Origin of the sequence: Microbacterium sp. BLY (assembly GCF_017939615.1) — a bacterium.
Lineage (GTDB): Bacteria > Actinomycetota > Actinomycetes > Actinomycetales > Microbacteriaceae > Microbacterium.
On the sequence record NZ_JAGKSR010000001.1, the window covers coordinates 2,725,946 to 2,751,094 of the forward strand.

The 25,149-nt window shown below is 69.5% G+C and carries 25 protein-coding genes; 8 read left to right on the plus strand and 17 right to left on the minus strand.

Annotated elements, in window-relative coordinates:
- The first annotated feature begins 2 nt into the window (after nt 1-2).
- The gene (locus tag KAF39_RS13350; protein WP_246878310.1) at nt 3-650 is read left to right on the plus strand and encodes a hypothetical protein; all 648 of its coding nucleotides are present in this window, start codon (nt 3-5) and stop codon (nt 648-650) included.
- Here the strand turns inward: KAF39_RS13350 and KAF39_RS13355 are convergent.
- From KAF39_RS13355 to KAF39_RS13420, 14 genes are all read right to left on the minus strand, one after another.
- Nucleotides 647-1,588, minus strand: a complete 942-nt coding sequence (locus KAF39_RS13355; RefSeq protein ID WP_210677682.1) for an NADP-dependent oxidoreductase — start codon at nt 1,586-1,588, stop codon at nt 647-649. The genes KAF39_RS13350 and KAF39_RS13355 overlap by 4 nt on opposite strands.
- 17 nt (nt 1,589-1,605) lie before the next feature.
- On the minus strand, nt 1,606-2,079 hold the full coding sequence (locus KAF39_RS13360; protein ID WP_210677683.1) for a hypothetical protein: 474 nt from the start codon (nt 2,077-2,079) through the stop codon (nt 1,606-1,608).
- The gene (locus KAF39_RS13365) at nt 2,076-3,062 is read right to left on the minus strand and encodes a hypothetical protein (protein ID WP_210677684.1); all 987 of its coding nucleotides are present in this window, start codon (nt 3,060-3,062) and stop codon (nt 2,076-2,078) included. Before KAF39_RS13365 ends, KAF39_RS13360 begins: the two co-directional genes overlap by 4 nt.
- Nucleotides 3,062-3,583 (minus strand): RNA polymerase sigma factor, encoded by a 522-nt coding sequence (locus tag KAF39_RS13370; RefSeq protein ID WP_210677685.1) that lies wholly within the window; start codon nt 3,581-3,583, stop codon nt 3,062-3,064. Before KAF39_RS13370 ends, KAF39_RS13365 begins: the two co-directional genes overlap by 1 nt.
- A gap of 54 nt (nt 3,584-3,637) precedes the next feature.
- Nucleotides 3,638-4,534, minus strand: a complete 897-nt coding sequence (gene era / locus KAF39_RS13375; RefSeq protein ID WP_210677686.1) for a GTPase Era — start codon at nt 4,532-4,534, stop codon at nt 3,638-3,640.
- Complete coding sequence (locus KAF39_RS13380; RefSeq protein WP_210677687.1) at nt 4,527-5,819, minus strand: hemolysin family protein; 1,293 nt, start codon at nt 5,817-5,819, stop codon at nt 4,527-4,529. The genes era and KAF39_RS13380 overlap by 8 nt, the downstream gene beginning before the upstream one ends.
- On the minus strand, nt 5,816-6,277 hold the full coding sequence (gene ybeY, locus KAF39_RS13385; protein ID WP_210677688.1) for an rRNA maturation RNase YbeY: 462 nt from the start codon (nt 6,275-6,277) through the stop codon (nt 5,816-5,818). The genes KAF39_RS13380 and ybeY overlap by 4 nt, the downstream gene beginning before the upstream one ends.
- Nucleotides 6,274-7,299: a PhoH family protein gene (locus KAF39_RS13390; protein ID WP_246878735.1), complete on the minus strand. Its 1,026-nt coding sequence runs from the start codon at nt 7,297-7,299 to the stop codon at nt 6,274-6,276. The genes ybeY and KAF39_RS13390 overlap by 4 nt, the downstream gene beginning before the upstream one ends.
- A 46-nt stretch (nt 7,300-7,345) precedes the next feature.
- Nucleotides 7,346-7,693 carry an HIT domain-containing protein gene (locus tag KAF39_RS13395; protein WP_210677690.1) on the minus strand — a complete coding sequence of 116 codons (348 nt, stop codon included), beginning with the start codon at nt 7,691-7,693 and terminating at the stop codon, nt 7,346-7,348.
- A 37-nt stretch (nt 7,694-7,730) separates the two neighbouring features.
- Entirely contained in the window at nt 7,731-8,459 is a 729-nt protein-coding gene (locus tag KAF39_RS13400; protein ID WP_210677691.1) for a 16S rRNA (uracil(1498)-N(3))-methyltransferase, read from the minus strand.
- Nucleotides 8,460-8,461: 2 nt separating this feature from the next.
- Nucleotides 8,462-9,574, minus strand: a complete 1,113-nt coding sequence (dnaJ, locus tag KAF39_RS13405; RefSeq protein ID WP_210677692.1) for a molecular chaperone DnaJ — start codon at nt 9,572-9,574, stop codon at nt 8,462-8,464.
- A 36-nt stretch (nt 9,575-9,610) separates the two neighbouring features.
- The gene (hrcA, locus tag KAF39_RS13410; RefSeq protein ID WP_210677693.1) at nt 9,611-10,642 is read right to left on the minus strand and encodes a heat-inducible transcriptional repressor HrcA; all 1,032 of its coding nucleotides are present in this window, start codon (nt 10,640-10,642) and stop codon (nt 9,611-9,613) included.
- A gap of 108 nt (nt 10,643-10,750) precedes the next feature.
- Nucleotides 10,751-11,968 (minus strand): radical SAM family heme chaperone HemW, encoded by a 1,218-nt coding sequence (gene hemW, locus KAF39_RS13415; protein ID WP_210677694.1) that lies wholly within the window; start codon nt 11,966-11,968, stop codon nt 10,751-10,753.
- Entirely contained in the window at nt 11,968-12,621 is a 654-nt protein-coding gene (locus KAF39_RS13420; RefSeq protein ID WP_210677695.1) for a DUF1990 family protein, read from the minus strand. The genes hemW and KAF39_RS13420 overlap by 1 nt, the downstream gene beginning before the upstream one ends.
- Nucleotides 12,622-12,885: 264 nt before the next feature.
- Here KAF39_RS13420 and KAF39_RS13425 point away from each other — a divergent pair, with 264 nt between their 5' ends.
- A complete protein-coding gene (locus KAF39_RS13425) occupies nt 12,886-13,149 on the plus strand; it encodes a GIY-YIG nuclease family protein (RefSeq protein ID WP_246878311.1) in 264 nt (87 codons plus the stop codon).
- A 262-nt stretch (nt 13,150-13,411) separates the two neighbouring features.
- On the opposite strand, the gene lepA is transcribed toward KAF39_RS13425, so the two are convergent.
- On the minus strand, nt 13,412-15,280 hold the full coding sequence (gene lepA / locus KAF39_RS13430; RefSeq protein ID WP_210677696.1) for a translation elongation factor 4: 1,869 nt from the start codon (nt 15,278-15,280) through the stop codon (nt 13,412-13,414).
- Nucleotides 15,281-15,523: 243 nt separating this feature from the next.
- On the opposite strand from lepA, the gene KAF39_RS13435 reads away from it, so the two are divergent.
- From KAF39_RS13435 to KAF39_RS13455, 5 genes are all read left to right on the plus strand, one after another.
- Entirely contained in the window at nt 15,524-16,507 is a 984-nt protein-coding gene (locus KAF39_RS13435; protein WP_210677697.1) for an ABC transporter permease, read from the plus strand.
- Between the two features lie 2 nt (nt 16,508-16,509).
- Nucleotides 16,510-17,430 (plus strand): ABC transporter permease, encoded by a 921-nt coding sequence (locus KAF39_RS13440; RefSeq protein WP_246878312.1) that lies wholly within the window; start codon nt 16,510-16,512, stop codon nt 17,428-17,430.
- Nucleotides 17,427-19,355: an ABC transporter ATP-binding protein gene (locus KAF39_RS13445; RefSeq protein WP_210677698.1), complete on the plus strand. Its 1,929-nt coding sequence runs from the start codon at nt 17,427-17,429 to the stop codon at nt 19,353-19,355. The genes KAF39_RS13440 and KAF39_RS13445 overlap by 4 nt, the downstream gene beginning before the upstream one ends.
- A gap of 130 nt (nt 19,356-19,485) precedes the next feature.
- On the plus strand, nt 19,486-21,195 hold the full coding sequence (locus KAF39_RS13450) for an ABC transporter family substrate-binding protein (protein WP_210677699.1): 1,710 nt from the start codon (nt 19,486-19,488) through the stop codon (nt 21,193-21,195).
- Nucleotides 21,196-21,270: 75 nt separating this feature from the next.
- The gene (locus KAF39_RS13455; protein WP_210677700.1) at nt 21,271-22,002 is read left to right on the plus strand and encodes an alpha/beta fold hydrolase; all 732 of its coding nucleotides are present in this window, start codon (nt 21,271-21,273) and stop codon (nt 22,000-22,002) included.
- On the opposite strand, the gene KAF39_RS13460 is transcribed toward KAF39_RS13455, so the two are convergent.
- Both KAF39_RS13460 and KAF39_RS13465 read right to left on the minus strand, forming a co-directional pair.
- Nucleotides 21,994-23,184, minus strand: coding sequence for an MFS transporter (locus KAF39_RS13460; protein WP_210677701.1), 1,191 nt, complete (start codon nt 23,182-23,184; stop codon nt 21,994-21,996). The two genes, KAF39_RS13455 and KAF39_RS13460, sit on opposite strands and share 9 nt — an antisense overlap.
- 44 nt (nt 23,185-23,228) lie before the next feature.
- Nucleotides 23,229-24,602, minus strand: coding sequence for a glycoside hydrolase family 1 protein (locus KAF39_RS13465; protein ID WP_210677702.1), 1,374 nt, complete (start codon nt 24,600-24,602; stop codon nt 23,229-23,231).
- A gap of 220 nt (nt 24,603-24,822) precedes the next feature.
- Between KAF39_RS13465 and rpsT the strand changes: the two genes are divergently transcribed.
- Nucleotides 24,823-25,083 (plus strand): 30S ribosomal protein S20, encoded by a 261-nt coding sequence (gene rpsT / locus KAF39_RS13470; protein ID WP_210677703.1) that lies wholly within the window; start codon nt 24,823-24,825, stop codon nt 25,081-25,083.
- Nucleotides 25,084-25,149 lie beyond the last annotated feature (66 nt).

Consider the following 25,149-nt stretch of genomic DNA (forward strand, 5'->3'; position numbering starts at 1 on the left):
ATATGAGCTCTTCGCGTGTCTGCCGCCCTGTCGCCCTCGGTGCGGTGGCGGCGCTGCTGCTCCTGACCGGCTGCACCTCGGGGCCCGGGTCATCCGCGCCGCCGACGAGCACGACCGTCCCCTCGGACATGCGTCTGGAGGAGGCCCGGCCGCAGCCGCCGGAGGGGCGGGTGATCGGCACGGGCACCGTGCTCGACCGGTCGGGGTCCGCAGAGCTGTGTCTCGGCGCGGTGCGCGAGTCCGATCCCCCGCAGTGCGACGGCGTGGCACTGGACGGCTGGACCTGGGACGGGGTGGACGGCGGCGAGGTGTCCGGAGAGACACGCTGGGGCGCCTATGCGGTGACCGGGAACTGGGACGGCGAACGACTCACCGTGACCGCGCCGCCCGCCCTCCTGGCGCTCTACGATCCGCCGGCCCCGGAGGATCCGACGGGCGGAGTGGACGGCACGAGCACCCCGGACGAGCAGGACCGGGTGCAGAACGACATCAGCGGACGCCTCGGACCCGCCGCGCTGTCCGTCTCGACCGACCGCGGCTACGTGTGGCTCCAGGTCGTGTGGGACGACGGGACGGTGCAGGACGCCGTCGACGCCGAATACGGCGACGGGGTGGTCATCGTCACCTCGGCGCTGCGTGAGATCGACTAACCCTCCGGGAGCAGCGCGAGCTTGCCGCCCGGATGCCCGGTCGCCAGAAGACGATGCGCGGCCGGGGCATCCGCGAGGAGGAACGTCCGCGCCAGCGGCACCACCAGGTCGCCGTTCTGCGCGAGGGCGATGAGCTCGCCGCGCACCTCATCGCGGAACCGAGCGCTGTCCGGCATCGACCCGGCGATCGCGAGGAAGCCGTCGGCGGAGGCTCGCGCCGGATTCGCGATCGTGACGATCCGGCGTCGGTCCGGCACGACGGCCAGCGAGACGTCGATGGCCTCGTCCGTACCGACCGCGTCCAGGGCGGCGGCGATCGGCCCGTCCGCCTCCGCGCGGACGCGTTCCTCGAGTCCCGCCCCGTACGCGACGGGGATGCCGCCGAACCGTCGCACCTCATCGAAGCGCTCGGGACGGGCGGTGCCGATGACGCGGACGTCGCGCAGTCGCGCCTGCTGCAGCACGCTGACGCCGACCGCTCCCGACGCGCCGTGCAGGAGGACCGTGTCCCCGGGCGACGCTCCCGTGACGGCGAGCATCTCGGCCGCGGTGGTGCCCACGAGCAGGAGGTTCGCCGCCTCGGGATGGGACAGGGTCGTCGGCTTCGCGAACACCTTCGCCGCCGGCACGGTCAGCGAGCTCGCGTAGCCGCCCTGGACGCGGAACGCGACCACCTCGTCGCCCAGCTCGGCGTCACCGGAGCCGATGCGGGTGGCGGGCCCGATCGCCACGATCTCCCCTGACACCTCGTAACCGATCGGCACGGGCAGCTCGACCCCGGCGCGCGGCGCCGCGACGTGCTTCGCGTCCGCCGGATTCACCCCGGCCGCACGCACCCGGATCGTGACCTCGCCTTCCCCCGGCGCGGTGGGCTCGTACTCCTCGAACGCCCACGAGTCGGGAGCGCCCCACGACCTCGCCACCCAGTGCAACGCCATGATCCCGTCCTCCGCCGTCAGAGGAAGCACCGGATGTTGTCCGACGAACCGGAGACGTTGCTCCACGAGTTGGCGGACACGGTCGCACGGACGGTCGACCCGCTGCGCACCTGCAGGTACCCGGAGGTCCGCGCGTTCGCGGCGGACCTCGTCGTGAACGACGACGGGATCGTGATGGTCGTGCAGCTTCCCCAGCTGAGCATCGAGCCCAGGCGGTTGAGCTCCCGGTAGGCGCAGATCCGACCGGTCGCGCAGTTCCCCACCGCGCGCGTCGTCACGCCACTGCCATCGGGGCGCGCGGTGTACTCCATGTCGAGCTCCGGCCACACGGCGGTGCCGGCATCGATCACGACGCCGCCGGGCACCTCCTCGAGGATCCGCACCATCAACGGGTCGAGTGGCTCCTCCGCCGCGGTGGCGGCCGCCGGGGCACCGGCACCCGCCAGGAGCACGGCCAGCAGGACCGCGACGGCACCGCGCAGCCGGCTCATGGCCGCGCCTCCTCGTCCACTTCCCACATCCGATAATCGACGACCGCTCCTGCCGGGAAGACGCCGTCGTCCTTGAGGACCGTGCGTTCGAGACCGACGATCCGCCCGGTGTCGCGGGACACCAGCAGGTCGTCGCGCACGACGCCGTCCGCCGAGATCACCCGGATCCCGGCGACCGGGCGTCCGAGGCGATCCGTGGACATGCCCAGCGCCTCTGCACCGCCGGCGTCCTCCAGGAGCGCCAGCAGTTCGGCATGCTGGGCGTTCGTGAGGGTCCATTGCCCGAACACGGACGTGATCGCCGTCACCACCTCGAAAGCCGTCGGATCCTCCGGCATGTCGAAGGCGACGAGGAGAGCCCGGACATCGGCTCCGGCGTCACCCGGCGCCTCGACGACCGGTGCATCGAACTCGCCCGGAGCGAGGACGACGTGGGAGGCCACCTCCCCCGTGCTCCGCACCTCGGCCTCGCCGTTGGCGACGGCATCGGTGGGGTCATAAGGCTCGCCGTCGATGGCGACCGCCTCACCCGATAGGTCCGCGTTCCAGGTGAATGTGGCGAACTGCGGGACGATCTCCGCCTGCGCGGTGTCCACCTCGACGTTGTACGACCAGAACGCCGTACGCGACGTCCGCTCGGGTTCCGCAGGAGGGGTGAACACCTCCAGGTCGGCCTCCGCCGCCGCCACCGTGTCGCTGAGCGATCCGGCCTCCTCGAACACCAGCGGTGACGGCGTGCCGGCGACCGCGGCGCCCGGGGGCACGAGCACGCCGAACGCGACGGCGGCCGACGCGGCGACCGCGGTCAGTCCCGCGCCCCACCCCGTCATCCGTGCGCGACGACGACGGCGCTGCGGCGCGCGGGTCAGGGTGACGATGCGGTCACGGACGGCCGCGGCGCGTGGATCGGGCTGTGCATCGCGCGGAGTCCGCGCGGGATCGGCCTCGACGAGCACACGCTCGAGCAGGGCAGTGTCAGACATCACGCATTCCCCGTCCCCTCCAGTCCCAGCGTCTCCCGGAGCCGATCCTCGGCCCGGGTCAACGTCTTCCGCACTCGGGACTCAGAAGCGCGCAGCAGCTCCGCGATCTCCCCCACCGCGAGTCCATCCCAGTACGTGAGCATGATGATACGCCGCTGGAGCGGAGTGAGGACACCCAAAGCTCGCAGCACTTCGCTGCGACCGAAGCGACCCGGCGCCTCCGGATCCCCCGAGAGGCCGGCGTGCACCGCCTCGATCGCCTGACGGGCGGCATCGGGGCGCCGCGACCGTGCCCGCAGACGGCGGTCCGTCTCGCGCAGCAGCCACACCTTCCCCGGGGGCCGCGCCGGCCGCAGCCGCGTCCAGGCCGCGAGGAACACCTCCGACACGATCTCGGTCACCTCGTCGTCGTCGCCGACCACGCCCTCGATGTGGTGGCGCACCGTCGCCCAGTGCGCGTCGAACACTCGTCTGAAGACCTCGCTCCGCAGCGCGTTCGGGTCTCCGCTGCGGCCGCTCATGTCGGTGGGGCCGGCGGTCTCCCCGCCGCCTCCGACGTCGTTCTGCCCGGCATGTCAGAACCCGAGTCGCCCGAGCTGTTTGGGATCGCGCTGCCATTCCTTCGCGACCTTCACATGGAGCCCGAGGAACACGCGGGTCCCGAGCAGCTCCTCGATGCCGGTGCGAGCGCGCGCGCCCACATCGCGCAGCCGCTTGCCCTTGTGGCCGATGATGATCGCCTTCTGGCTGTCGCGCTCGACGACGATCGAGGCGTGCACATCGGTGAGGTCACTGTCCTCGCGCGGGGCGATGTCGTCCACCACGACCGCGATCGAGTGCGGAAGCTCGTCGCGCACCCCGTCGAGCGCGGCCTCACGGATGATCTCGGCGACGCGGTCCTCGACAGACTCGTCCGTGGTGACGCCCTCCGGGTACAGCGCCGGCCCCTCCGGCATGAGCAGCAGGATCTCGTCCGCGAGGACCTCGAGCTGGTCCCTGGTCAGGGCCGACAGAGGGATCACGGCCGCCCAGTCCTCGCGCAGGGAATCGACCTCCATGAGGCGCTCGGTGATCTCATCCCGTCCGGCCGCGTCGGTCTTCGTGACGATCGCGATCTTCTGGGCGCGGGGATAGCCGTCCAGCGAGGCGGCGATGCGACGATCACCCGGACCGACCTTCTCGGTCGCCGGCACGCAGAAGCCGATGACGTCGACGTCGCCCAGCACCTGCTCGACGAGGTCGTTCAGTCGCTCGCCCAGGAGCGTGCGCGGCTTGTGGATGCCGGGGGTGTCGACGATGACGAGCTGCCCGTCCGGACGGTTGAGGATCCCCCGGATGGCCCGACGGGTGGTCTGCGGCTTCTCGCTGGTGATCGCGATCTTCTCGCCGACGAGGGCGTTGGTCAGCGTCGACTTGCCCACGTTCGGCCGCCCGACGAAGGTCACGAACCCGCTCCGGGTGTCTTCAGTCATCGCGCCGTTCTCCTTCATCCTGCGCATCGTCGGGCTCAGCCGCCCGCTCCACGAACACGGTGGCGATCCCGCGGCCCCGCCCGCGCGACGCCCCGCCGGTGAGCACGAGTCCGTGGACGGTCGCCGTGGCGCCGGGCTGCGGCACCTGTCCGAGCGTCTTGCCGAGCAGGCCGCCGATGGAATCGACGTCCTCATCCTCGAGCTCCACCCCGAACAGGTCGCCCACGTCCTCCAGCGAGAGCCGGGAACTGACGCGGTAGCGGCCGTCGCCCAGGTCGACGAACTCCGCGGACACCTGATCGTACTCGTCCGAGATCTCGCCCACGAGCTCCTCGATGAGGTCCTCCAGCGTCACCAGTCCCGAGATGCCGCCGTGCTCGTCGATCACGAGGCACACGTGCACGGCATCGCGCTTCATCTGCTGCAGCAGCGTCTCCGCGCGCATCGACTCGGGCACGAAGGTCGCCGGTCGTGCGATCGGACGGATGGAGGCCGCACGCCAGGCGCTGTCGTCGCGATACGCGAACTGCACGAGGTCCTTGAGATACAGCACCCCGACGACGTCGTCGGCCTCGTCGTCGACGACGGGCATCCGGGAGACGCCGCGGTGCAGGAACAGCGACATGGCCTCGTCCGTCGTGGCCTCCGCGCCGACCGTGACCATCTCGGTCCGCGGCACCATCACCGCGCGGACGAACTGGTCGGTGAAATCGAAGACCGAGTGGATGAGGTCGCGGTCGTCCTCCTCGATGAGATCGTTCGACGCGGCCTCGTCGACCATGCTCAGCAGCTGGTCCTCGCTCGAGAACGAGCTGCGCCCGGTCCCCGGCGTCACCCGATTGCCCAGCACCACGAGACCCTGCGCGATCGGGCCCAGGATGATGCGCAGTCCGCGGACGATGTTCGCACTGCCCCGGATCATGCCCTCGGCGTGCTGGTGCCCGAACGTCCGCGGACTCGCGCCGACGAGGACGAACGTGATGCCCGTCATGAGGATCGCGGCGGCGAGCATCGCCCACCAGATGTTGTCGAAGACGAGCGTGAACGCGACGGTGACGAGCACCGCTGCCGTGACCTCGGCGAGGACGCGGATGAACGCCACGGCGTTCACATGCGGGTCGGGGTCCACAGCGATCCGTGCCAGAGCCTTCGCCCGCCGGCCCTCGGTCGCCATGTCGGCGAGACCGGCCCGCGAGGTCACCGCGTACGCGGCATCGATCGCGGCCATGAGGCCGCCGAACGCCACCAGCAGCACGGCGGCGACGAGCAGCAGCAGCTCCGTCATCGCCGGCGGCGCTCGGACGCGGCGAAGCCCTGGATGAGCTGCCTCTGCAGCCCGAACATCTCCCGCTCCTCGTCCGGCTCGGCGTGATCGAAGCCGAGAAGGTGCAGCAGACCGTGCGTGGTGAGCAGGATCAGCTCGTCCATGAGGGTGTGACCGGCCGCCTGCGCCTGGGTCTCCGCAACCTGCGGGCAGAGCACGATGTCTCCGAGCAGCCCGGGAGGCGTCGGGCGGTCCTCGGTGCCGGGCCGGAGCTCGTCCATGGGGAAGCTCAGGACGTCGGTCGGTCCCGGCTCGTCCATCCACTGCACGTGCAGCGCCTCCATGGCGCCCTCGTCGACCAGGACGATGGCCACCTCGGCGTCCGCGCTGACGTGCAGCTGCGAGAGATTGAAGTCGGTCAGCCGCTGCAGCACGGTCTCGTCGACGTCGATCGCCGACTCGTTGTTGATCTCGATCATGAGAGCCCTCGTTTCGGCATGCGATCGCGTGGTCCTGGTCGCTGGGCACCGCGCCGCTCGGCGCGGTTCGCGAACTCGTGGGCCTGCTCGCGCTCGGCCCGCTGCGCCACACGCTTCTCGTCGTACTCGCTGTAGGCGTCGACGATGCGACCGACCAGGGAGTGACGGACCACGTCGTCGCTGGTCAGACGCGAGAAATGGATGTCGTCGATCCCGTCGAGCACCCGGGTGACCAGACGAAGACCGGAGGCGCCCTGCGGGAGGTCGACCTGCGTGATGTCGCCGGTGACGACCATCTTCGTCCCGAACCCGAGACGGGTCAGGAACATCTTCATCTGCTCGGGCGTGGTGTTCTGCGCCTCGTCGAGCACGACGAACGAGTCGTTCAGAGTGCGCCCGCGCATGTAGGCGAGGGGGGCGACCTCGATGGTGCCCGTCGCCATCAGGCGCGGCACGATCTCCGGATCCATCATCTCGTTGAGCGCGTCGTACAGGGGCCGCAGGTATGGGTCGATCTTGTCGGTGAGCGTGCCGGGAAGGAAGCCCAGACGCTCCCCCGCCTCGACGGCCGGACGCGTGAGGATGATGCGGGTCACCTCTTTGCGCTGCAGCGCCTGGACCGCCTTCGCCATCGCCAGGTAGGTCTTGCCCGTTCCCGCCGGACCGATGCCGAACACGATCGTGTTCTCCTCGATCGCGTCGACGTACTCCTTCTGCCCGAGCGTCTTGGGACGGATCACCTTGCCACGGGTCGACAGGATCGCCTCGCCCAGCACCTCGCTGGGGCGGGGTCCTCCCTCCTGCCGCAGCATGCGCGCCGAGCTGGACACGTCGCTCGGGGCGAGATCGTGCCCGGCCTTCGTCATCGCGAGCAGCTCGTCGACGAGGCTCTTGGCCGCGGCCACAGCTCCGGCCTCACCGGTGAGGGTGATCTCGTTGCCGCGGACGAGCACCTGCACGTCACGGTGCTCCCGCTCCAGCATCCGCAGCAGCCGGTCCTGCGGTCCCAGCAGCTGCACCATCGCGACGCCGTCGGCGTAGAGCCGTTCGGTGACGGTTTCCTGATCGTCAGAAGCCAACGAGCTTGTTCTCCTCGAGGTTGCCGAGCACATGGGCGTGCACGTGGAAGACGGACTGCGCGACGCTCGCGCCGTTGTTGAAGATGAGGCGGTACTCGCCGTTCGCGTGCTCGTCAGCGATGCGCTTCGCGGCGGCGACCATCTCCGCCAGGAGCGTCGGGTCTCCGGCCGCGAGCTCGGTGACGTCGCGATACTCCTCGGTCTTGGGGATGACGAGCACGTGCAGCGGCGCCTGCGGATCGATGTCGCGGATCGCGAAGACGCGACCCGTGTCGAGCAGGATCTCGCCCGGGATGTCCCCGGTGAGGATGCGCGTGAAGATCGAGGGTTCGCTCATGCCTTCAGCTTACCGGGGGGACGGTCGCGACGGCCGGTCACCAGCGGCCGAGGGCCACCGACAGCACGGCGATCGCTGCGGGACCCGCCGTGGAAGTGCGCAGGACGGAGTCGCCCAGCAGGACACGCTCCGCTCCCGCTGCGCTCAGCTTCTCAAGCTCCTCCGGAGAGATGCCCCCTTCCGGGCCGACCACGAGGACGACATCGCGATCGTCGGGGACGAGGGCGGAGAGTCGCACCGGGGCGGTCGGGTCGAGGAGGAGCACGCGCTGCGTCGCTGCGCGCGCGACGAGCTGCGACGTCGATTCGGGAGCGGCCACCTCGGGCACCCACGCCCGGTGCGCCTGCTTGGCCGCCTCACGGACGATCGTCGCCCAACGGGCGCGGCCCTTCTCCGCCTTGGGCCCCTCCCAGCGCGACACGCTGCGCGCCGCCTGCCACGGCACCACCTCGTCGACGCCGAGCTCGCACGCGGCTTGCACGGCCAGCTCGTCGCGATCACCCTTCGCCAACGCCTGGACGAGCACGATCCGCGGGCGCGGCGCGTCGTGCGCAGCGCGCTCGGCGATGCGCACGTCGACGCGCGTCGGTGAGACCTGCTCCGCGACGCCGGTGAGCCAGAGGCCGCGCCCGTCGCCGACCGTGACGGCCTCGCCCATGCGGAGTCGTCGGACGACGGCGGCGTGCTTGGCCTCAGCACCGGTGAGGGTGACGACGCCGCCCACCGCGGCATCGGACGCGGACTCGACGAGGAAGTGCAGGGCCACGATCAGTGCGTGCGGAAGCGGTCGCGGAGCTTGGAGAACAGGCCCTGCTGGAACTGGGCGAGCTGCGGAGACGGCGCCTTGTTCTTCTTCGCGAAGTCCTCGATCAGCCGCCGTTCCGCGGAATCGAGCTTCGTGGGTGTCACCACCTGCACACCGACGCGGAGGTCGCCGCGCTGGGTCCCCCGGAGCGGCGTGATGCCCCGCCCCTTGATGGTGAGCACGTCCCCGGACTGCACGCCCGGGCGGATCTCGAGATCGACCTCGCCGTCGAGGCCCTGGATGGAGGTCTCGGTGCCGAGGATGGCGTCGGTCATGGAGACCTCGAGCGTGGCGAGGAGGTCGTCGCCGTCGCGACTGAACGCCGGGTGCGGGTTGACCGTCACCTCGACGTACAGGTCGCCGTTCGGGCCGCCGGCCCGCCCGACCTCACCGGAACCGGGCAGCTGCAGACGCAGTCCCGTCTCGACGCCGGCCGGGATGTCGAGCGACACGGTGCGGCGGGACCGGACACGGCCCTGCCCGCCGCAGGTGCCGCACGGGTACGGGATCGTCGTGCCGTAGCCCTCGCAGGTGCCGCACGGCTGGGAGGTGACGACATTGCCGAGCAGGCTGCGCACCTGACGCTGCACGTGACCCGTGCCGCCGCAGATGTCGCAGGTCACCGGCGAGGTGCCCTCCTGGCAGCAGGATCCCTGACATGTCTCGCAGAGCACCGCGGTGTCGACCTCGATGTCGCGATGCGCCCCGAAGACGACGTCGCCGAGATCGAGCGTGACCCGCACGAGGGCGTCCTGCCCGCGCTCGCGCCGCGATCGCGGACGTGCGCCGCGCCCGCCGCCCTGCGCGGCACCGAAGAACGTCTCGAAGATGTCCCCGAAGCCACCGAAGCCGCTGAAGTTGTTCGCCCCGTCGCCTCCGCCCATGTCGTAGCGGCGTCGGGACTCCTCGTCGCTGAGCACGTCGTACGCGTGCGTGACGAGCTTGAACTGCTCCGCGGCCTCCTCTCCCGGGTTGACGTCCGGGTGCAGCTGTCGCGCCAGGCGCCGATACGCCTTCTTGATCTCATCGGTGGAAGCGTCCCGGGACACCCCGAGAACCTCGTAGTGGTCCGCCACAATCGCCTTTCTGCGTGTGTTTCCGTGGGGGCCGCGTCAGCGGCCCGCCTCGTCGTCGTCGAGCATCCGCGACAGGTAGCGGGCGACCGCCCGCGCCGCCGCGAGGTTGCTCGGATAGTCCATCCGGGTCGGCCCCATCACCCCGACCCGCGCGGTCCCGGAGGGCGCCGCGTAGTTGCTGGCCACGATGGATGCCTCACCCAACCCGAAGGAGGCGTTCTCGGTGCCGATGCTCGCCGCGAGCCCGTGCTCGTCGGCCTCCATCTCGCTCATCAGCCGCAGCAGCGTCACCTGCTCCTCGATCGCCTCGAGGAGCGGATGGATGCTGCCGCGGAAGTCCTGCTCGCGCCGCGCGAGGGTGGCCGCGCCGGCCATCACGAGGCGCTCCTGGCGGAAGCCCCCGAGCTCGTCGATCACGACAGCGGCGAGCGTGCGGAGCACCCGGTCCTGGGACGTCTCCTCGGCCGCGAGGAGGGCCTGCAGCCGGTCCGAGGCCGCCGCGATCGCCTGCCCGGTGATGAGCGACGACAGCCGAGCGCGCAGCACCGCGAGGTCGGCCTCATCGATCGTGTCGGGCAGCATGGTCATCCGCTGGGAGACCCCGCCGGCGTCCGTCACGAGGACGGTGAGGAGCCGGTTCGGGGCGAGAGTGACGAGCTCGACGTGCGTCACGTGGGCGCGGGCGAACGACGGGTACTGCGCGAGCGCCACCTGCCCCGTCAGCTGGGTGAGCACCCGCACCGTGCGCGCCATCAGATCGTCGAGGTCTGCGGGATCGGTCAGGAACGACTCGATCGCGGAGCGCTGCGCCGGGGACAGCGGACGCAGCTGGGCGAGGTGGTTGACGAACACCCGATAGCCCTTGTCCGTCGGCACCCGACCCGACGAGGTGTGCGGCGCCGTGATCAGCTCCTCGTCCTCCAGCTGCGCCATGTCGTTGCGGATCGTCGCGGCGGACACCCCGAAGGAATGACGATCGACGATGGAGCGGCTGCCGACGGGCTCGTGCGTCTCGACGTAGTCCTGCACGATGGCACGGAGAACCTGCAGCCCTCGCTCTGTCACCATGGGATTCCCCTTCCCGCCGACCGTTGCTGGCACTCTGATGCCCTGAGTGCCAATCCTACCTCGTGCGACCGCAAGATCTCCGAAGAGCGGACGGCCCGGTGCACCGCCTCAGTCGGTGAGTTCTCGCACGACCGCGTCGGCGAGGAGACGGCCGCGGAGCGTCAGCTGCACACGTCCGCGGATCGCCGCCGGCGCGTCGATCAGCCCGTCGGCGATGAGTCCGGCGACGCGGTCCCTGTTGTGCTCCGGGACGTCCGACACGGCGATCCCTTCGCGGATGCGGCTGAGGAGCAGGATGCGCTCCAGGGTCCGCGCCTCCGGATCGGGTCGTTCCCGCCCGGCCGCCGGCGACGCGGCGGCCGCGAGCCGCTGCGCGTACGCCGCGGGGTGCTTGACGTTCCACCACCGGAGCCCGGCCACATGGCTGTGGGCCCCGGGGCCGAAACCCCACCAGTCGCTCCCCCGCCAGTACGCGAGGTTGTGCCGGGAACGCTGCCCGTCGCTGCGCGCCCAGTTGCTGACCTCGTACCACTCGAAGCCCGCGGCGGCGAGACGCTCGTCGGCCATCTCGTACATGTCGGCCTGCAGGTCGTCGTCCGGCGTCGGGACCTCGCCGCGACGGATCTGGCGCGCGAGCTTGGTGCCGTCCTCGATGATGAGCGCGTACGCCGAGATGTGATCGGACTCCAGGGCGAGCGCCGCGTCGAGCGACGCCTCCCAGTCGGCGAGCGACTCACCCGGTGCACCGTAGATGAGGTCGACGCTCACGGCGAGCCCGGCCTCCTTCGCTGCGGCGACCGCAGTGCGGACGTTGTCCGGCCGGTGCGTCCGGTCGAGGGCGGCGAGGACGTGCGGGACGGCGGACTGCATGCCGACGGACAGCCGCGTGACCCCCGCCTCGGCCAGGGTGCGCGCCACCTCGGGCGTGACCGTGTCGGGATTCGCCTCGACCGTCACCTCGGCTCCGGGCGCGAGCCCGAACGCCGCGGTCGCCGCGCCGAGCATCCGTGCGAGATCACCGGCAGGCAGCAGCGTCGGCGTTCCACCGCCGAAGAACACGGTGTCCATCGGCCGCAGCGCTCCGGCCTCGTCGAGCACCCGTCGTGCGAGCGCGATCTCGCCGATCAGCGTCGAGGCGTAGTCCTCCTGCCGCGCGCCGCGGAGCTCGCCCGAGGTGTAGGTGTTGAAGTCGCAGTAACCGCACCGCACCCGGCAGAAGGGCACGTGGAGGTAGGCGGAGAAGGGTGTCTCCGCGGAGACCGGGAGATCGTCGGGGAGTCGCCCGTCGGCAGGCGCCGGATCCCCCAGCGGAAGAGGTCCCGCCATCACACGGGGGTCGCGTAGAGCGGAGAGATCGCGCGGAGGTAGCGCGCGAACAGCTCGCGGCGACGGCGCTTCATGAGCGCCGGGAGCACGCGGTAGAGCAGGGTGTTCGGCGCATCGAAGGCCCGGACCGTGAACCACACCTCGTCGTTGTCCTCGCGCCAGTCCACGTCGAAGGACTCCTCGCCGCTGACGACCGAACCGCCCACGGTGCCCAGCACGAATCCGATCCGCCGGGTCTCCTCGGTGACGGAGATCACCCGCAGCTCGGCGTCGGCGCGCATGCCGCCCACACGGCCGCGCAGGTGCAGCGTCATCCCCGCACCGACGAACGGCATGCCCTCGGCGTCGTAGCGCGGTTCGACATCGCGCTTGCTGGGCGCGATCGGATTGCCCTCGGCATCGAAGCTCACACCGGCGTAGGCGGGCCCCGGGGCGGGACGGACGTCCTCCACGGAGAGCCCGGCGGCGCGCTGCGCCGTCCACGACAGCAGGGCTTCGCCGGCGGTCTGGAACCGCTCCTCGCCACTGCCGATCCGCCACGATTCCTCCGCCGGGACACTGCGCTCCGGCGGGTACTGCATCAGATCGGGGGCGTGGGTCGCACCCACGGCCGCATAGTCCACCGTGTCGTCTCGGAAAGTCCCGCGCCGCATGTGATCCAGCCTACTTGGGCTTCCCTGAGCGAACACCCCCCGCGCCGCACGCCGTCACATCCCCCGGAGAAGGCCGGGCCCCTGAGCCCGCCGAAGGGCCCCACACGGCTGGGTCGAAGGGCCCCAGCCTGGGTCCCTGAGCTTGTCGAAGGGCCCCACACGTCTGGGTCGAAGGGCTCCTCCACAACGCTGGGTCCCTGAGCTTGTCGAAGGGAACCCCCACACCCCGGGGAAACCCGCACGCCCCTCCGCCATGATGGCCCGATGCCATGGACCTACATCCTCGAATGCCGCGACGGCAGCTTCTACACCGGCAGCACGAACGGTGACCTCGAAGCCCGCGTCTGGGAGCACAACAACGACGACGCGTTTGGGAGCACAACAACGACGACGCGTTCGCCGCGAACTTCACTCGCCGACGGAGACCCGCGGTGCTCGTCCACGCGGAGCACTTCGACACCGTCGACGCGGCCTTCTTCCGGGAGAAGCAGATCCAGGGGTGAAGCCGTCGGAAGAAGATCGCACTGATCGAGAGCCGTGGGGAGGATCTGCCGTCGTTGTCGAGGTCGTACGGCGCGCTTCGACAGGCTCAGCGACTCAGCGAGAACACCACGCTTCGACAGGCTCAGCGACCCAGCGACGACTGACGCGCTTCGACAGGCTCAGCGACCCAGAGATGGCGGGCTCAGCGACCCAGAGACGGCGGGCTCAGCGACCCAGAGATGGCGGGCTCAGCGACCCAGAGACGGCGGGCTCAGCGACCCCGCGCGGGCTACCCGGGGAGAGCGGGCTACTTCTTGTCCTTGGTCTCCACGTCGCCGGAGAGCGCGGCGATGAACGCCTCCTGGGGGACCTCGACGCGACCGACCATCTTCATGCGCTTCTTGCCCTCCTTCTGCTTCTCGAGGAGCTTGCGCTTGCGGGTGATGTCACCGCCGTAGCACTTCGCGAGCACATCCTTGCGGATCGCGCGGATGGTCTCGCGGGCGATGATGCGGGCGCCGATCGCGGCCTGGATCGGCACCTCGAATTGCTGACGCGGGATGAGCTTGCGCAGCCGCTCCGCCATCATCGTGCCGTACGCGTACGCCTTGTCGCGGTGCACGATCGAGCTGAACGCGTCGACCTTCTCGCCCTGGAGGAGGATGTCGACCTTGACGAGGTCGGCCTCCTGCTGCCCGGAGGGCTCGTAGTCGAGCGACGCGTAGCCCTGCGTCTTGGACTTGAGCTGGTCGAAGAAGTCGAACACGATCTCGCCGAGCGGCATGTTGTAGCGCAGCTCGACACGCTCCTCGGAGAAGTACTCCATGCCGAGCAGCGTGCCGCGACGCGACTGGCACAGTTCCATGACGGTACCGACGTAGTCCTTGGGCAGCAGGATCGCGGCCTTGACCATCGGCTCCGACACCGAGCCGATGCGCCCGTCGGGGTACTCGCTCGGGTTCGTCACCGTCACCGTCTCGCCGGTGTCGCTCGTGACGACCTCGTAGATCACGCTCGGGGCGGTGGTGATGAGATCGAGCCCGAACTCGCGGGCGAGCCGCTCCGTCACGATCTCCAGGTGAAGCAGGCCGAGGAAGCCGCAGCGGAAGCCGAAACCGAGGGCGACAGAGGTCTCCGGCTCGTACTGCAGCGACGCGTCGGACAGCTTCAGCTTGTCGAGCGCCTCCCGCAATTCGGCGTAGTCGCTGCCGTCGATCGGGTAGATGCCTGAGAACACCATCGGCTTCGGGTCGGTATAGCCGGGGAGAGCCTCGGCGGCGGGCTTGCGGGCGTTGGTGATCGTGTCGCCGACCTTCGACTGCCGCACGTCCTTCACCCCGGTGATGAGGTATCCCACCTCGCCGACGCCGAGGCCCTTGGTCGGGGTCGGCTCGGGGCTGGACACACCGACCTCGAGCGCCTCGTGGTTCGCGCCGGTCGACATCATCTGGATGCGCTCGCGGGGCGAGAGACTGCCGTCGACCATGCGGACGTACGTGACGACCCCGCGATAGGCGTCGTAGACCGAGTCGAAGATCATGGCGCGGGCCGGGGCCTCCGCGTCGCCCACCGGCGCCGGGATCTCCTGGACGATCCGGTCGAGCAGATCCTCCACGCCCATGCCGGTCTTGCCGGACACCCGCAGCACATCCTCCGGCTTGCCGCCGATCAGCGACGCGAGCTCCTTGGCGTACTTCTCCGGGTCCGCGGCGGGCAGATCGATCTTGTTGAGGACCGGGATGATGTGGAGGTCGTTCTCCAGCGCGAGGTACAGGTTGGCGAGCGTCTGGGCCTCGATGCCCTGTGCGGCGTCCACGAGGAGGATCGCGCCCTCGCAGGCGGCCAGCGACCGCGACACCTCGTAGGTGAAGTCGACGTGACCGGGCGTGTCGATCATGTTGAGCGCGAAGACGTCGTCTGTCCCCGGCGTCTCGCCGACGGCCCACGGCATCCGCACCGCCTGGCTCTTGATCGTGATGCCGCGCTCACGCTCGATGTCCATGCGGTCGAGGTACTGGGCCCGCATGTCCCGCTCCGCGACCACACCGGTGATCTGGAGCATGCGGTCGGCCAGGGTCGACTTGCCGTGGTCGATGTGGGCGATGATGCAGAAATTACGGATCTGCGCAGCCGGCGTCGCGGCAGGCTGGAGCGGGGTGAGAGCGCGTGGGGACATGTCCCGTCGATTGTACGGTGAGGGCCCTCGTAATCCCCATTCCGGCGTATCGGTGATAGTCTCCCGAAGTTGCCCGGGATCAATCCGTGACACCGGATCCCGTAAGCGATACGACTCCGTCACAGACTCCGTGAGGGCTGTCGCGTCGCGCGGAAACGGCGGATGACACCCGATCATCCGCCCGGCTCAGCGTTGCGTCGGCAGACCCCGAGCGCGTCTGGAGAAGAGAAAGACTATTCCCCCTTGATCAAGTACCTCGCGCGCCGTGCCCTCGGCTGGCTGCTCATGATCGTGGTCGCGACGAACCTCACCTACTTCCTCGCGTGGGGCTTCCTCGATCCGCGCAGCAACTACGTGGGTCGTCGTCCTCCGCTCACTCCGGAGCAGATCGACAACGTCCTCGTCCCCCGCAACCTCAGCGACACGGTCCCGCTGATCGAACGGTGGTGGAACTGGTTCTCGGGAATCCTGCTGCGGTGGGACTGGGGCGTGAGCCCGACGGGCCAGTCGGTGAACGAGCAGGTCGCCTACCGCATGTGGGTGAGCGCGGAGCTCGTCCTCGGCGCCACGATCATCGCCGCCGTGCTCGGAGTGTGGCTCGGTGTCTACACCGCCTCGCGCCAGTACAAGCTCGCCGACCGCATCGGCCAGGCGACGTCGATCATCACGATGAACATCAACATCATCGTCGCCGGTCTCGCCGTGGTCCTCCTGGCGATCTCGCTGAACGAGTGGACCGGCATCCGCATCTTCTACGTCACCGGCTCGTCGAGCCCTGGCGTCACCGGGTTCTTCCCGACGATCATCGACGCTCTGCAGCACGTGACGCTGCCGACCATCGCCCTCGTGCTCGTCGGTTACGCGCAGTACCACTTCCTTCAGCGCTCCCTGCTCCTGGACAACATCAACGCCGATTACGTCCGCACGGCGCGCGCCAAGGGGCTCACGAAGGCCAAGGCCATCCGCAAGCACGCGCTGCGCACCTCCCTGATCCCCGTCGCCACCCAGGTCGCCTTCACGATCCCGACGATCTTCACCGGCGCGATCCTGACCGAGACGATCTTCGCCTGGCAGGGCATGGGGCGTTACTTCCTCGACACCATCAACCAGAACGACATCAACGGTGTCGTGGCGGTCGCCGCCTTCGGCGCCGTTCTGACCGCGATCGGCGCCGTCCTGGCGGACATCATCGTGGTCATCCTCGACCCGCGAGTGAGGGTGAGCTGACAATGACCACCGAAATGATCGATCCCCTCGTCGAGCCGCCCGTCGGCCCCCCGCAGCCGGCTGACAAGTCGCTCTCCAAGTGGACGCTGTACACGCGCCGGTTCCTGCGCAACAAGCCGGCGGTCGGCGGCGTCGTGGTGCTGTTCGTCCTGATCCTGTTCGCGACGCTCGGTCCGCTGCTCTCCCGCTACACGGTCAGCGACATGGACTTCCTCGCGCTGAGCTCGCCGCCGTCGGCCGAGCACTGGTTCGGAACCAACGGCGCCGGAAACGACACGTACACGCAGACCGCGATCGGCCTGCAGCGCTCCCTCATGATCGCCATCACCGTGTCCGTCGGCACCACGATCCTGTCGGCCCTCGTCGGCACCGCCGCCGCCTACTTCGGCGGATGGTTCGAGCGCATCGCGCTGCTGGTGATCCACTTCATGATGGTCGTGCCCACGTTCCTCATCCTCTCGGTCATCTCGAACGACTCGGGCGGCGTGTGGTGGGTCATCGCCCTGGTCATGATCTTCGTCTCCTGGTTCTTCCCGGCTCGGATCATCTGGACCATGGCCCTGTCGCTCCGTGAGCGCGAGTACGTGCAGGCCGCGCGCTACATGGGGGTCCGCGGCGGACGCATCGTCCTGCGGCACCTGGTCCCCAACATCGGCTCGCTGCTGGTGATCAACTTCACCCTCGGCATCGTCGCGGCCGTGACCACCGAGACCGGGCTGTCGTTCATCGGCTTCGGCGTCAAGATCCCCGACGTCTCCCTCGGCTCGCTCATCGGCGAGGGCAGCACGACCATCACGAGCTCGCCCTGGCTGTTCTACTTCCCGGCCCTCGTCCTCACTCTGCTCACCGTCTCGATGGCTCTCATCGCCGACGGTCTGCGGGACGCCCTCGATCCCACCTCGGCTGCTGGAGGCCGCGCATGAGCCCTATCCTCTCCGTCCGCGACCTCAACGTCAGCTTCGCGTCCGAGGCCGGCCGCGTGCACGCCGTCCGCGGCGTCTCGTTCGACCTGGAGGCCGGGAAGACCCTCGGCATCGTCGGGGAGTCCGGGTCGGGCAAGTCGGTCACCTCGCTGGCGGTGATGGGCCTGCTCGACGAGAACGCCAAGGTCTCCGGCTCCATCATGTTCGACGGCCAGGAGCTGATCGGCAAGACGGACGGACAGCTCTCCGCGATCCGCGGCAACGGCCTGTCCATGATCTTCCAGGACCCGCTGACCTCGCTCACCCCCGTGTACACGATCGGCACGCAGCTGATCGAGGCACTGACCGTGCACCGCAACCTGAGCGGCAAAGAGGCCAACGCCCGGGCGATCGACCTCCTCAAGCTCGTCGGGATCCCCGAGCCGGAGAAGCGCATGAAGGCCTTCCCGCACGAGTTCTCGGGCGGCATGCGCCAGCGTGTGGTCATCGCCATCGCGATGGCGAACGACCCCAAGCTGATCATCGCCGACGAGCCGACCACGGCCCTCGACGTGACCATCCAGGCGCAGATCCTCGACCTCATCGAGAAGGCGCAGGACGAGACCGGCGCGGCCGTGATGATGATCACGCACGACATGGGTGTCGTGGCCCGCACCGCCGACGACGTCATGGTCATGTACGCGGGCAAGCCCGTCGAGCAGGCCCCCGTCAGGGAGCTGTTCCACAAGACCCGGATGCCGTACTCGATCGGCCTCCTCGGCGCGATCCCGCGTGTGGACAAGGCCGAGAAGGAGCCGCTGACCCCGATCAAGGGCAACCCGCCGCTGCTCATCGATCTTCCCGATGCGTGCCCGTTCGCGGACCGCTGCCCGATCGTGATCGACGCCTGCCGCACGAAGGAGCCCGAGCTCCTCCCCGCGCACACCGGCAGCACGGCGGACCACCGCGCGGCGTGCATCCGTGCGGACGAGATCGAGGATGGCGGCATGCTCGGCGGCCTCCCCGTGTACCCCGTGCGCGAGGTCCCCGAGAGCGACCTCACCCGCCTCCCCCGCGAGGAGCGGCCGGTGACGCTCGAGGTGAGGAACCTCACCAAGACGTTCCCGCTGCTCAAGGGCGCGTTCCTCAAGCGCAAGGTCGGCGAGGTCCATGCGATCAAGGGCATCAGCTTCGACGTGCGCGAGGGCGAGACGATGGCCATCGTGGGCGAGTCGGGGTCCGGCAAGACCACGACGCTGCTGCAGATCATGGACATGGTCAAGCAGACCGAAGGCGACATCGTGATCGCCGGCACGAGCGTCAACGACATCCGCAGCCACAAGGTCGAGCGCGCGCTGCGCCGCGACATCCAGATCGTGTTCCAGGACCCGATGGGGGCCCTGGACCCGCGCATGACCGTCGCGGACATCATCGCGGAGCCGCTGACCGCGATCGGCACCCCCAGCAGCGAGGTGCACCGCCGCGTGGGCGAGCTCATGGATCTCGTCGGGCTCAACCCGGCGCATCGCGACCGCTTCCCTCAGGCGTTCTCCGGTGGCCAGCGGCAGCGCATCGGCATCGCCCGCGCGCTGTCGACGAACCCGAAGATCGTGGTCCTCGACGAGCCGGTCTCCGCGCTCGACGTGTCGATCCAGGCCGGCGTCATCAACCTGCTCGACGAGCTGAAGGTGAAGCTCGGGCTGTCGTACCTCTTCGTCGCCCACGACCTGTCGGTGGTGCGTCACATCGCCGACCGCGTCGCGGTGATGTACCTCGGCGACTTCGTCGAGCACGGCGATGTGGACGAGGTGTTCGACAACCCGCAGCACCCGTACACCAAGGCGCTGCTGTCGGCGATCCCCGTTCCCGACCCGGACATCGAGCGCACGCGACAGCGCGTGGTCTTCGACCCGGAGACGATGAGCACCAAGCCGGCGACGGTCTGAGCCGGTCGAGCTCGCGACCTGTGGTCACCGTCCGATAACGGTTAGCCGGTATTCACCGCCGGGCGCCGTACCGGTATGCGGCTCGAACTATTCTTCCCTTTATGACACGCCGTAAGGCGAAAGGAGCACCATGAAGCAGTACAAGCTGATGGGAGCGCTGGCATTCACCGGCGTTCTCGCACTCGCGATCAGCGGGTGCGCTGCCGGTAACGGCGGCAGTGGCGACAGCGGCGACAACGGCGAAGCAGCCGAGGTCGAGATGGCGAACTACAACCCGCAGCCGCGCGAGAACCTGAAGGAGGGTGGCGAGGTCAACTTCGCCATCCGCGAGGTCCCGCCGCAGCTGAACTCGTTCAACAGCGACGGCAGCGCGGACACCGCGCGTATCGCCGCGTGGTACATGCCGCAGATCATCCTGATGGAGCCGGACGGCACGCAGTACAAGAACGACAACTACCTGTCGGAGTGGAAGAACGAGGTCAAGGACGGCAAGACGGTCCTGACCTTCACGTTCACCGACGAGGCCCACTGGAACGATGGCACGGACATGGACTGGACCGCCATCGACGCCACGTGGAAGGCCAACCGCTCGTACGACGAGGGCTTCAACCCGAACGCGACCGACGGGTACAAGGAGATCGAGTCCGTCGAGCAGGGTGACACCCCCAAGACGGCCATCGTGACCTTCAAGGGCGAGTTCGCCTGGCCGCAGATGCCGTTCAACGGTGGCGTCATGCACCCGGCTCTCGCCGACCCGGCCGTCTTCAACGAGGCCATGATCGAGAACCCGCACCCCGAGTGGGGCGCCGGCCCGTACACGATCGACGAGTTCGACGCGAACAAGGGCTACGTCTCCTTCAAGCCGAACCCCGAGTGGTGGGGCGACGCCCCGCTCCTCGACAAGGTCACGATGACCGGCATGGACACCCAGGCCGGCGTCAACGCCTTCAAGAACGGCGAGGTCGACATGGTCGAGACGGGCTCCCAGGAGCTCATCGACCAGGTGAAGGACGTCGACGGCGCTGTCGTGTACCGCGCGCAGCAGACCGCCAACACGATCCTGCAGGTCGACTCCACGAAGCCGCAGTTCGAGGACGTCAAGGTCCGCGAGGCGTTCTTCAAGGCGATCAACATCGATCAGCAGAAGCAGATCGCGTGGAACGGCCTCGGCTACGAAGAGGAGCCGGCCGGTTCGCTGACGCTCTTCTCGTTCCAGCCCGGGTACACCGACTCGATGAAGGCCGCCGGCTGGAAGTTCGATGTCGAGGGCGCCAAGAAGCTGCTCGACGAGGCCGGCTGGACCGAAGGCTCCGACGGCATCCGTGAGAAGGACGGCGTCAAGCTCTCCGTCGTCTACCCGATCTGGAGCGACTCGGCCACGGCGAAGGCGCTCGCGCAGTCGCTGCAGGCCCAGGAGAAGGAGGTGGGCATCGACGTCAAGGTCGAGGTTCGCCCCGCCAGCGAGTTCTCTTCGGACTACACGTCGAAGAACTGGGACGTCTCCGGCCTCCGCTTCACCTCGTCCGACCCGTTCGGTGCCGCCTGGTTCTGCCAGCTGTACTGCTCGGACTCCGGTCTGAACCTGTCGGGCGTCGGCGACGCCGAGCTCGACGCGGAGATCAAGGACAAGGTCGAGTCGCAGACCGACCCCGAGGCGCAGACCAAGGCCGCCATGGAGCTCGAGCCCGAGATCTACAAGCGCTGGGGTCTCATCCCGCTGTACAACGGCCCGCAGATCTACACGGTCAAGGAAGGCCTCGCCAACCTGACCCCGGAGCCCTACGTGGGTCTGGATCTGTTCGGCATCACGCCGGTCGAGAACGTCGGCTGGGAGAAGTAACTCCCTCTGACACGACTCGTGTCGAAGCGGGGTCGGTGGTTCATCCACCGGCCCCGCTTTCCTTATGCTGAAGGCGTGACCGTCCAGACCGTCCTCGTGCACGGCATCCGCACGTCGGCGACCATGTGGCGGCCGCAGGTGGAGTACCTGGAGGCGCACGGGAATCCCGTGACGGCGGTCGATCTGCCCGGTCACGGCAGCCGGATGTCGGAGGACTTCACCCTCCACGAGGCACTGCACACGATCGACGCGGCCGTGCGCGCCGCCGCCGAGAAGGGCCCCGTCCTCCTCGTCGGCCATTCCATGGGGGGACTCCTCTCCCTCGCCTACACCGGCGGCGCGGAACCACCGCCCGTCGACGGACTCGTCGCCGCCGCGTGCACCTCGCTCCCCCGCGGCGCCGGCCTGCGGGCGTACCGGCTGTTCGCCCGGGCCGTCGACTCCCTGCCCGACCGCGGGATGTGGCTGACGCGGCGGATGCTCGCCGCGACGATCCCGGAGGAGAACCGCGGCGACTTCGCCGCCGGCGGGTATGCGCTCGACATCCAGGACGAGACGCTTCGCAGCCTCGCCGCGCTCGACGTCGCCGCCGCGGTCCCCCGCATCCGGGTGCCCCTCTGGTTCGTGAACGGTCAGTACGACCAGCTACGGCTGAACGAACCCCTCTTCCGACGCCTCGCCCCGGAGGCGGAACTCATCGTCGTCCCGCGGACCACGCATCTGCTCACCGCCATGCGTCCTCGTGTGTTCAACGCCGTCCTCGCACTCGCCATCGCCACGCTCGAGCAGCGCGACGCGTCAGGCTGAGGTCGCGCGCGGCGTGGCGGCGGCGGTAAGCGCGCCTCCGACGAGCGACAGGACGGCGGCCGCGAGGAAGACGAGCCAGAACCCGCCGGCCAGGGCGACAAGACCGGCGCCGAGCACCGGGCCGATGAGCTGCCCGAGCGCCGCCGTCACGTTCACGATGCCCAGGTCGCGGGCATGGTCCTGCTCGTCTGGCAGCAGGTCGGCCGCGAACGCGAGCCCGACCGTCGAGAAGGCGCCGTAGCCGAGGCCCATGAGCGCCGCCGCCACGAGCGTCATCTCGAAGGTGGGGACGACGACGATCACCACGCCGGACGCCGCCTGCACGACCGTCGCCGCCACCGCGATCCGGCGCCGCTCCCCCGTGCGGTCCGACGCGATGCCGGTCACCACCGAGGCCACCACCACGAAGACGGTGTAGACGATGATCAGCAGGAGGAGGTTGTCCTGAGCGGTCCCCCTCTCCTGCCCCAGACCGTGCAGCAGGAAGAAGAGGAAGAGCGCGGTGCCGAGAGCGTTGCCGACATTGGTGACGAGCCGGCCCGAGAGCATCCACGCGAAGTCGCGGTCGCGGAGCGACGCCAGACGCGGTCGCCCGATGCGTTGCGGACGCAGAGCCTCCGTGCTCGGAGGATCGGGCAGCAGCAACGCCGCCGCCCCACCGATCACGACGATGACGCCCGCGAGGAGGAGGTAGCCGGCGACGATGTCGAGGCCGAGGAGCACGACCACTCCCACACCGAGCACGATGCCGACCGCCTGGCTCGACCCGACGGCCGCCGACGCCGCGCCGCGCTGAGTCGTCGGCAGCTGGTCGGCGATGAGCGCGGTGAACGCGGCCGAGGAGACCGCGACGCCGATCGAGACGCCCACCCACCCGGCGCCGACCGCCCACGGCCCCGAGGCGAAGCCGGTGAGCACGAGACAGAGCGCGGTGAGCCCGACGCCGCCCAGTGCCCACGGGCGACGCCGATGCGCGCCGGCACGGGCACGGTCGGACAGGGCGCCCGCGAGCGGTCCCGCCACGACACCCGCGAGGCCCCCCACGCCCAGAACGATCCCGGAGGACACGACACCGCGGATCCAGTCGTCCTCGGGGGTGTCCAGCTGCAGCGGGAGGAGCAGCTGCACCGGGGTCAGCTGCACGGTCCAGATCGCCAGCCAGGCCAGCGTGAACAACGACATCCAGCGGAGCCCCGCTCGGCGGGTGCCGCTGCCGGGCGCGCCCCTCATGCGGATGCCGCCGAGGTGCGGCGGGACGAACGCGCACGCGCGATCAGGTCGCGATACCAGCCGTACGACGCCTTCGGCGTGCGAGCACCCGTGGCGAAATCGACGTGCACCAGACCGAATCGCTGCGTGTAACCGTCGGTCCACTCCCAGTTGTCGAGCAGCGACCAGACCGTGTACTCCTCGACGGGCACACCGGCCTCGATCGCCTCCCCCACCGCGTCGATGTGGGCGGCGAGGTAGGCGATCCGATCGGCGTCATCGACCGGGCCGGCGGTGTCCGGCTCCGGGAACGAGGCGCCGTTCTCCCCGATGATGACGGGCGGCATCCGGGGATGGCGGGCGCGCAGATCGATCAGGAGGTCGCGCAGCGCGGAGGGCATGATCGGCCACTCGGGCCCGAAACCGGTGACGGGGAGGCCCGGCGTGGGAACGATCTCGAACGGGATCGCGGCTCCCGGCGCGGCAGCGGTGACGGTGGTCGGGTTGTAGAAGTTGACGCCGTAGAAGTCGACCGATCCGGCGATGCGGGCGAGGTCGTCGCCGACCACCGGCAGCGCGGGCAGGCCGAGCGTCTCCAGATCCGGCGTCGTCCCGGAGAGGAGCGGTTCGCTGAACAACCGGTTGTGCATCAGGTCGTACAGCAGCGCGGCCCGACGGTCCTCCTCCGTGTCACGGAGCGGAAGTACCCAGGTGTGGTTGTTGACGAGCCCGACGCGGGCGCTCCCCCTCGCCCGCAGCGCCTCGGCGGCCCCGGCATGCGCGAGCAGTTGATGGTGGGCGGTCGGAAGCGCTCCGAAGAGGAGCTGCCGCCCGGGCGCGAGGGTGCCGACGGCGTACCCCTGCAGGGTGGTCATGGCGGGTTCGTTGATCGTGTACCAGTCCGACACCCGGTCGCCGAGACGGTCGGCGACGACGGCCGCGTACTCGGCGAACCGTTCCGCGGTGTCGCGGTTCAGCCAGCCGCCCTCCTCCTCGACGACGCTCGGCAGCTCCCAGTGGTAGAGGGTCGGGAAGGGGGTGACCCCGGCCGCCAGCAGCCCGTCGACCACGCGGGAGTAGTGATCCAGCGCAGCGGCGTTCCCGCGGCCGCGCCCGTCCGGCTGCACGCGCGCCCACGGGATGGAGAAGCGGTAGCGGTCGACCCCGAGGCCCGCGACCGCGGCGATGTCGTCCTCCACGCGGCGATAGCTGTCGCACGCCGGGTCGGCCGTCGAGCCGTCGCGGATGCGTCCCGGCTTCGCGATCTCGTCGTCCCAGATCGACCGCCCGCCGCCGTCCGCGTGGCGGGAGCCCTCGATCTGCAGGGAGGAGGTGGCGGCGGACCACCGGAGTCGCGCGGGGGCGGGCCGGTCCGGGATGTGGGGGGTCATCGGGCTCCTGACGTCATCGTCGTTGAGAGAGATTCTGCACCCGGTGTCGCCTCTCGCGCGACGGCGTCTCGCGACGATCCGGCCGTTTCGCACGATCCGGCCCGGTACTGGTAGACTCGACTCTTGGCTTGCGTGTGGGTTCTTCCCTCACGACCGCCGTGCAGCAGCCCTCTTCTGCTGCCGGCACTCCGAATAACTCCTGTACAGAAAGCGTCCACACGTGGCAAACATCAAGTCGCAGATCAAGCGCAACAAGACCAACGAGAAGGCTCACGAGCGCAACAAGGCCGTGAAGAGCGAGCTGAAGACTCTCGTCCGCCAGACCCGCGAGGCCGTCGCCGCCGGCGACAAGGCCGCCGCCGAGAAGAACCTGAAGAAGGCCTCGGTCAAGCTCGACAAGGCCGTCAGCAAGGGTGTGCTGCACAAGAACCAGGCGTCGAACCGCAAGTCGGCGATCGCCAAGCAGGTCTCGGCTCTCTGAGCCTCTGACTTCCGGAAAGCCCGTCTCCTCGCGAGGCGGGCTTTCTGCTGTTCCCGGATACCGGCG

Coding starts and splice junctions, on each gene's coding strand:
- KAF39_RS13350 (WP_246878310.1), top strand. CDS start 3: ATGAGCTCTTCGCGTGTCTGCCGCCCTGTCGCCCTCGGTGCGGTGGCG.
- KAF39_RS13355 (WP_210677682.1), bottom strand. CDS start 1,588: ATGGCGTTGCACTGGGTGGCGAGGTCGTGGGGCGCTCCCGACTCGTGG.
- KAF39_RS13360 (WP_210677683.1), bottom strand. CDS start 2,079: ATGAGCCGGCTGCGCGGTGCCGTCGCGGTCCTGCTGGCCGTGCTCCTG.
- KAF39_RS13365 (WP_210677684.1), bottom strand. CDS start 3,062: ATGTCTGACACTGCCCTGCTCGAGCGTGTGCTCGTCGAGGCCGATCCC.
- KAF39_RS13370 (WP_210677685.1), bottom strand. CDS start 3,583: ATGAGCGGCCGCAGCGGAGACCCGAACGCGCTGCGGAGCGAGGTCTTC.
- era (WP_210677686.1), bottom strand. CDS start 4,534: ATGACTGAAGACACCCGGAGCGGGTTCGTGACCTTCGTCGGGCGGCCG.
- KAF39_RS13380 (WP_210677687.1), bottom strand. CDS start 5,819: ATGACGGAGCTGCTGCTGCTCGTCGCCGCCGTGCTGCTGGTGGCGTTC.
- ybeY (WP_210677688.1), bottom strand. CDS start 6,277: ATGATCGAGATCAACAACGAGTCGGCGATCGACGTCGACGAGACCGTG.
- KAF39_RS13390 (WP_246878735.1), bottom strand. CDS start 7,299: ATGGTGCAGCTGCTGGGACCGCAGGACCGGCTGCTGCGGATGCTGGAG.
- KAF39_RS13395 (WP_210677690.1), bottom strand. CDS start 7,693: ATGAGCGAACCCTCGATCTTCACGCGCATCCTCACCGGGGACATCCCG.
- hrcA (WP_210677693.1), bottom strand. CDS start 10,642: ATGGTGACAGAGCGAGGGCTGCAGGTTCTCCGTGCCATCGTGCAGGAC.
- hemW (WP_210677694.1), bottom strand. CDS start 11,968: ATGGCGGGACCTCTTCCGCTGGGGGATCCGGCGCCTGCCGACGGGCGA.
- KAF39_RS13420 (WP_210677695.1), bottom strand. CDS start 12,621: ATGCGGCGCGGGACTTTCCGAGACGACACGGTGGACTATGCGGCCGTG.
- KAF39_RS13425 (WP_246878311.1), top strand. CDS start 12,886: ATGCCATGGACCTACATCCTCGAATGCCGCGACGGCAGCTTCTACACC.
- lepA (WP_210677696.1), bottom strand. CDS start 15,280: ATGTCCCCACGCGCTCTCACCCCGCTCCAGCCTGCCGCGACGCCGGCT.
- KAF39_RS13440 (WP_246878312.1), top strand. CDS start 16,510: ATGACCACCGAAATGATCGATCCCCTCGTCGAGCCGCCCGTCGGCCCC.
- KAF39_RS13445 (WP_210677698.1), top strand. CDS start 17,427: ATGAGCCCTATCCTCTCCGTCCGCGACCTCAACGTCAGCTTCGCGTCC.
- KAF39_RS13450 (WP_210677699.1), top strand. CDS start 19,486: ATGAAGCAGTACAAGCTGATGGGAGCGCTGGCATTCACCGGCGTTCTC.
- KAF39_RS13460 (WP_210677701.1), bottom strand. CDS start 23,184: ATGTCGTTGTTCACGCTGGCCTGGCTGGCGATCTGGACCGTGCAGCTG.
- KAF39_RS13465 (WP_210677702.1), bottom strand. CDS start 24,602: ATGACCCCCCACATCCCGGACCGGCCCGCCCCCGCGCGACTCCGGTGG.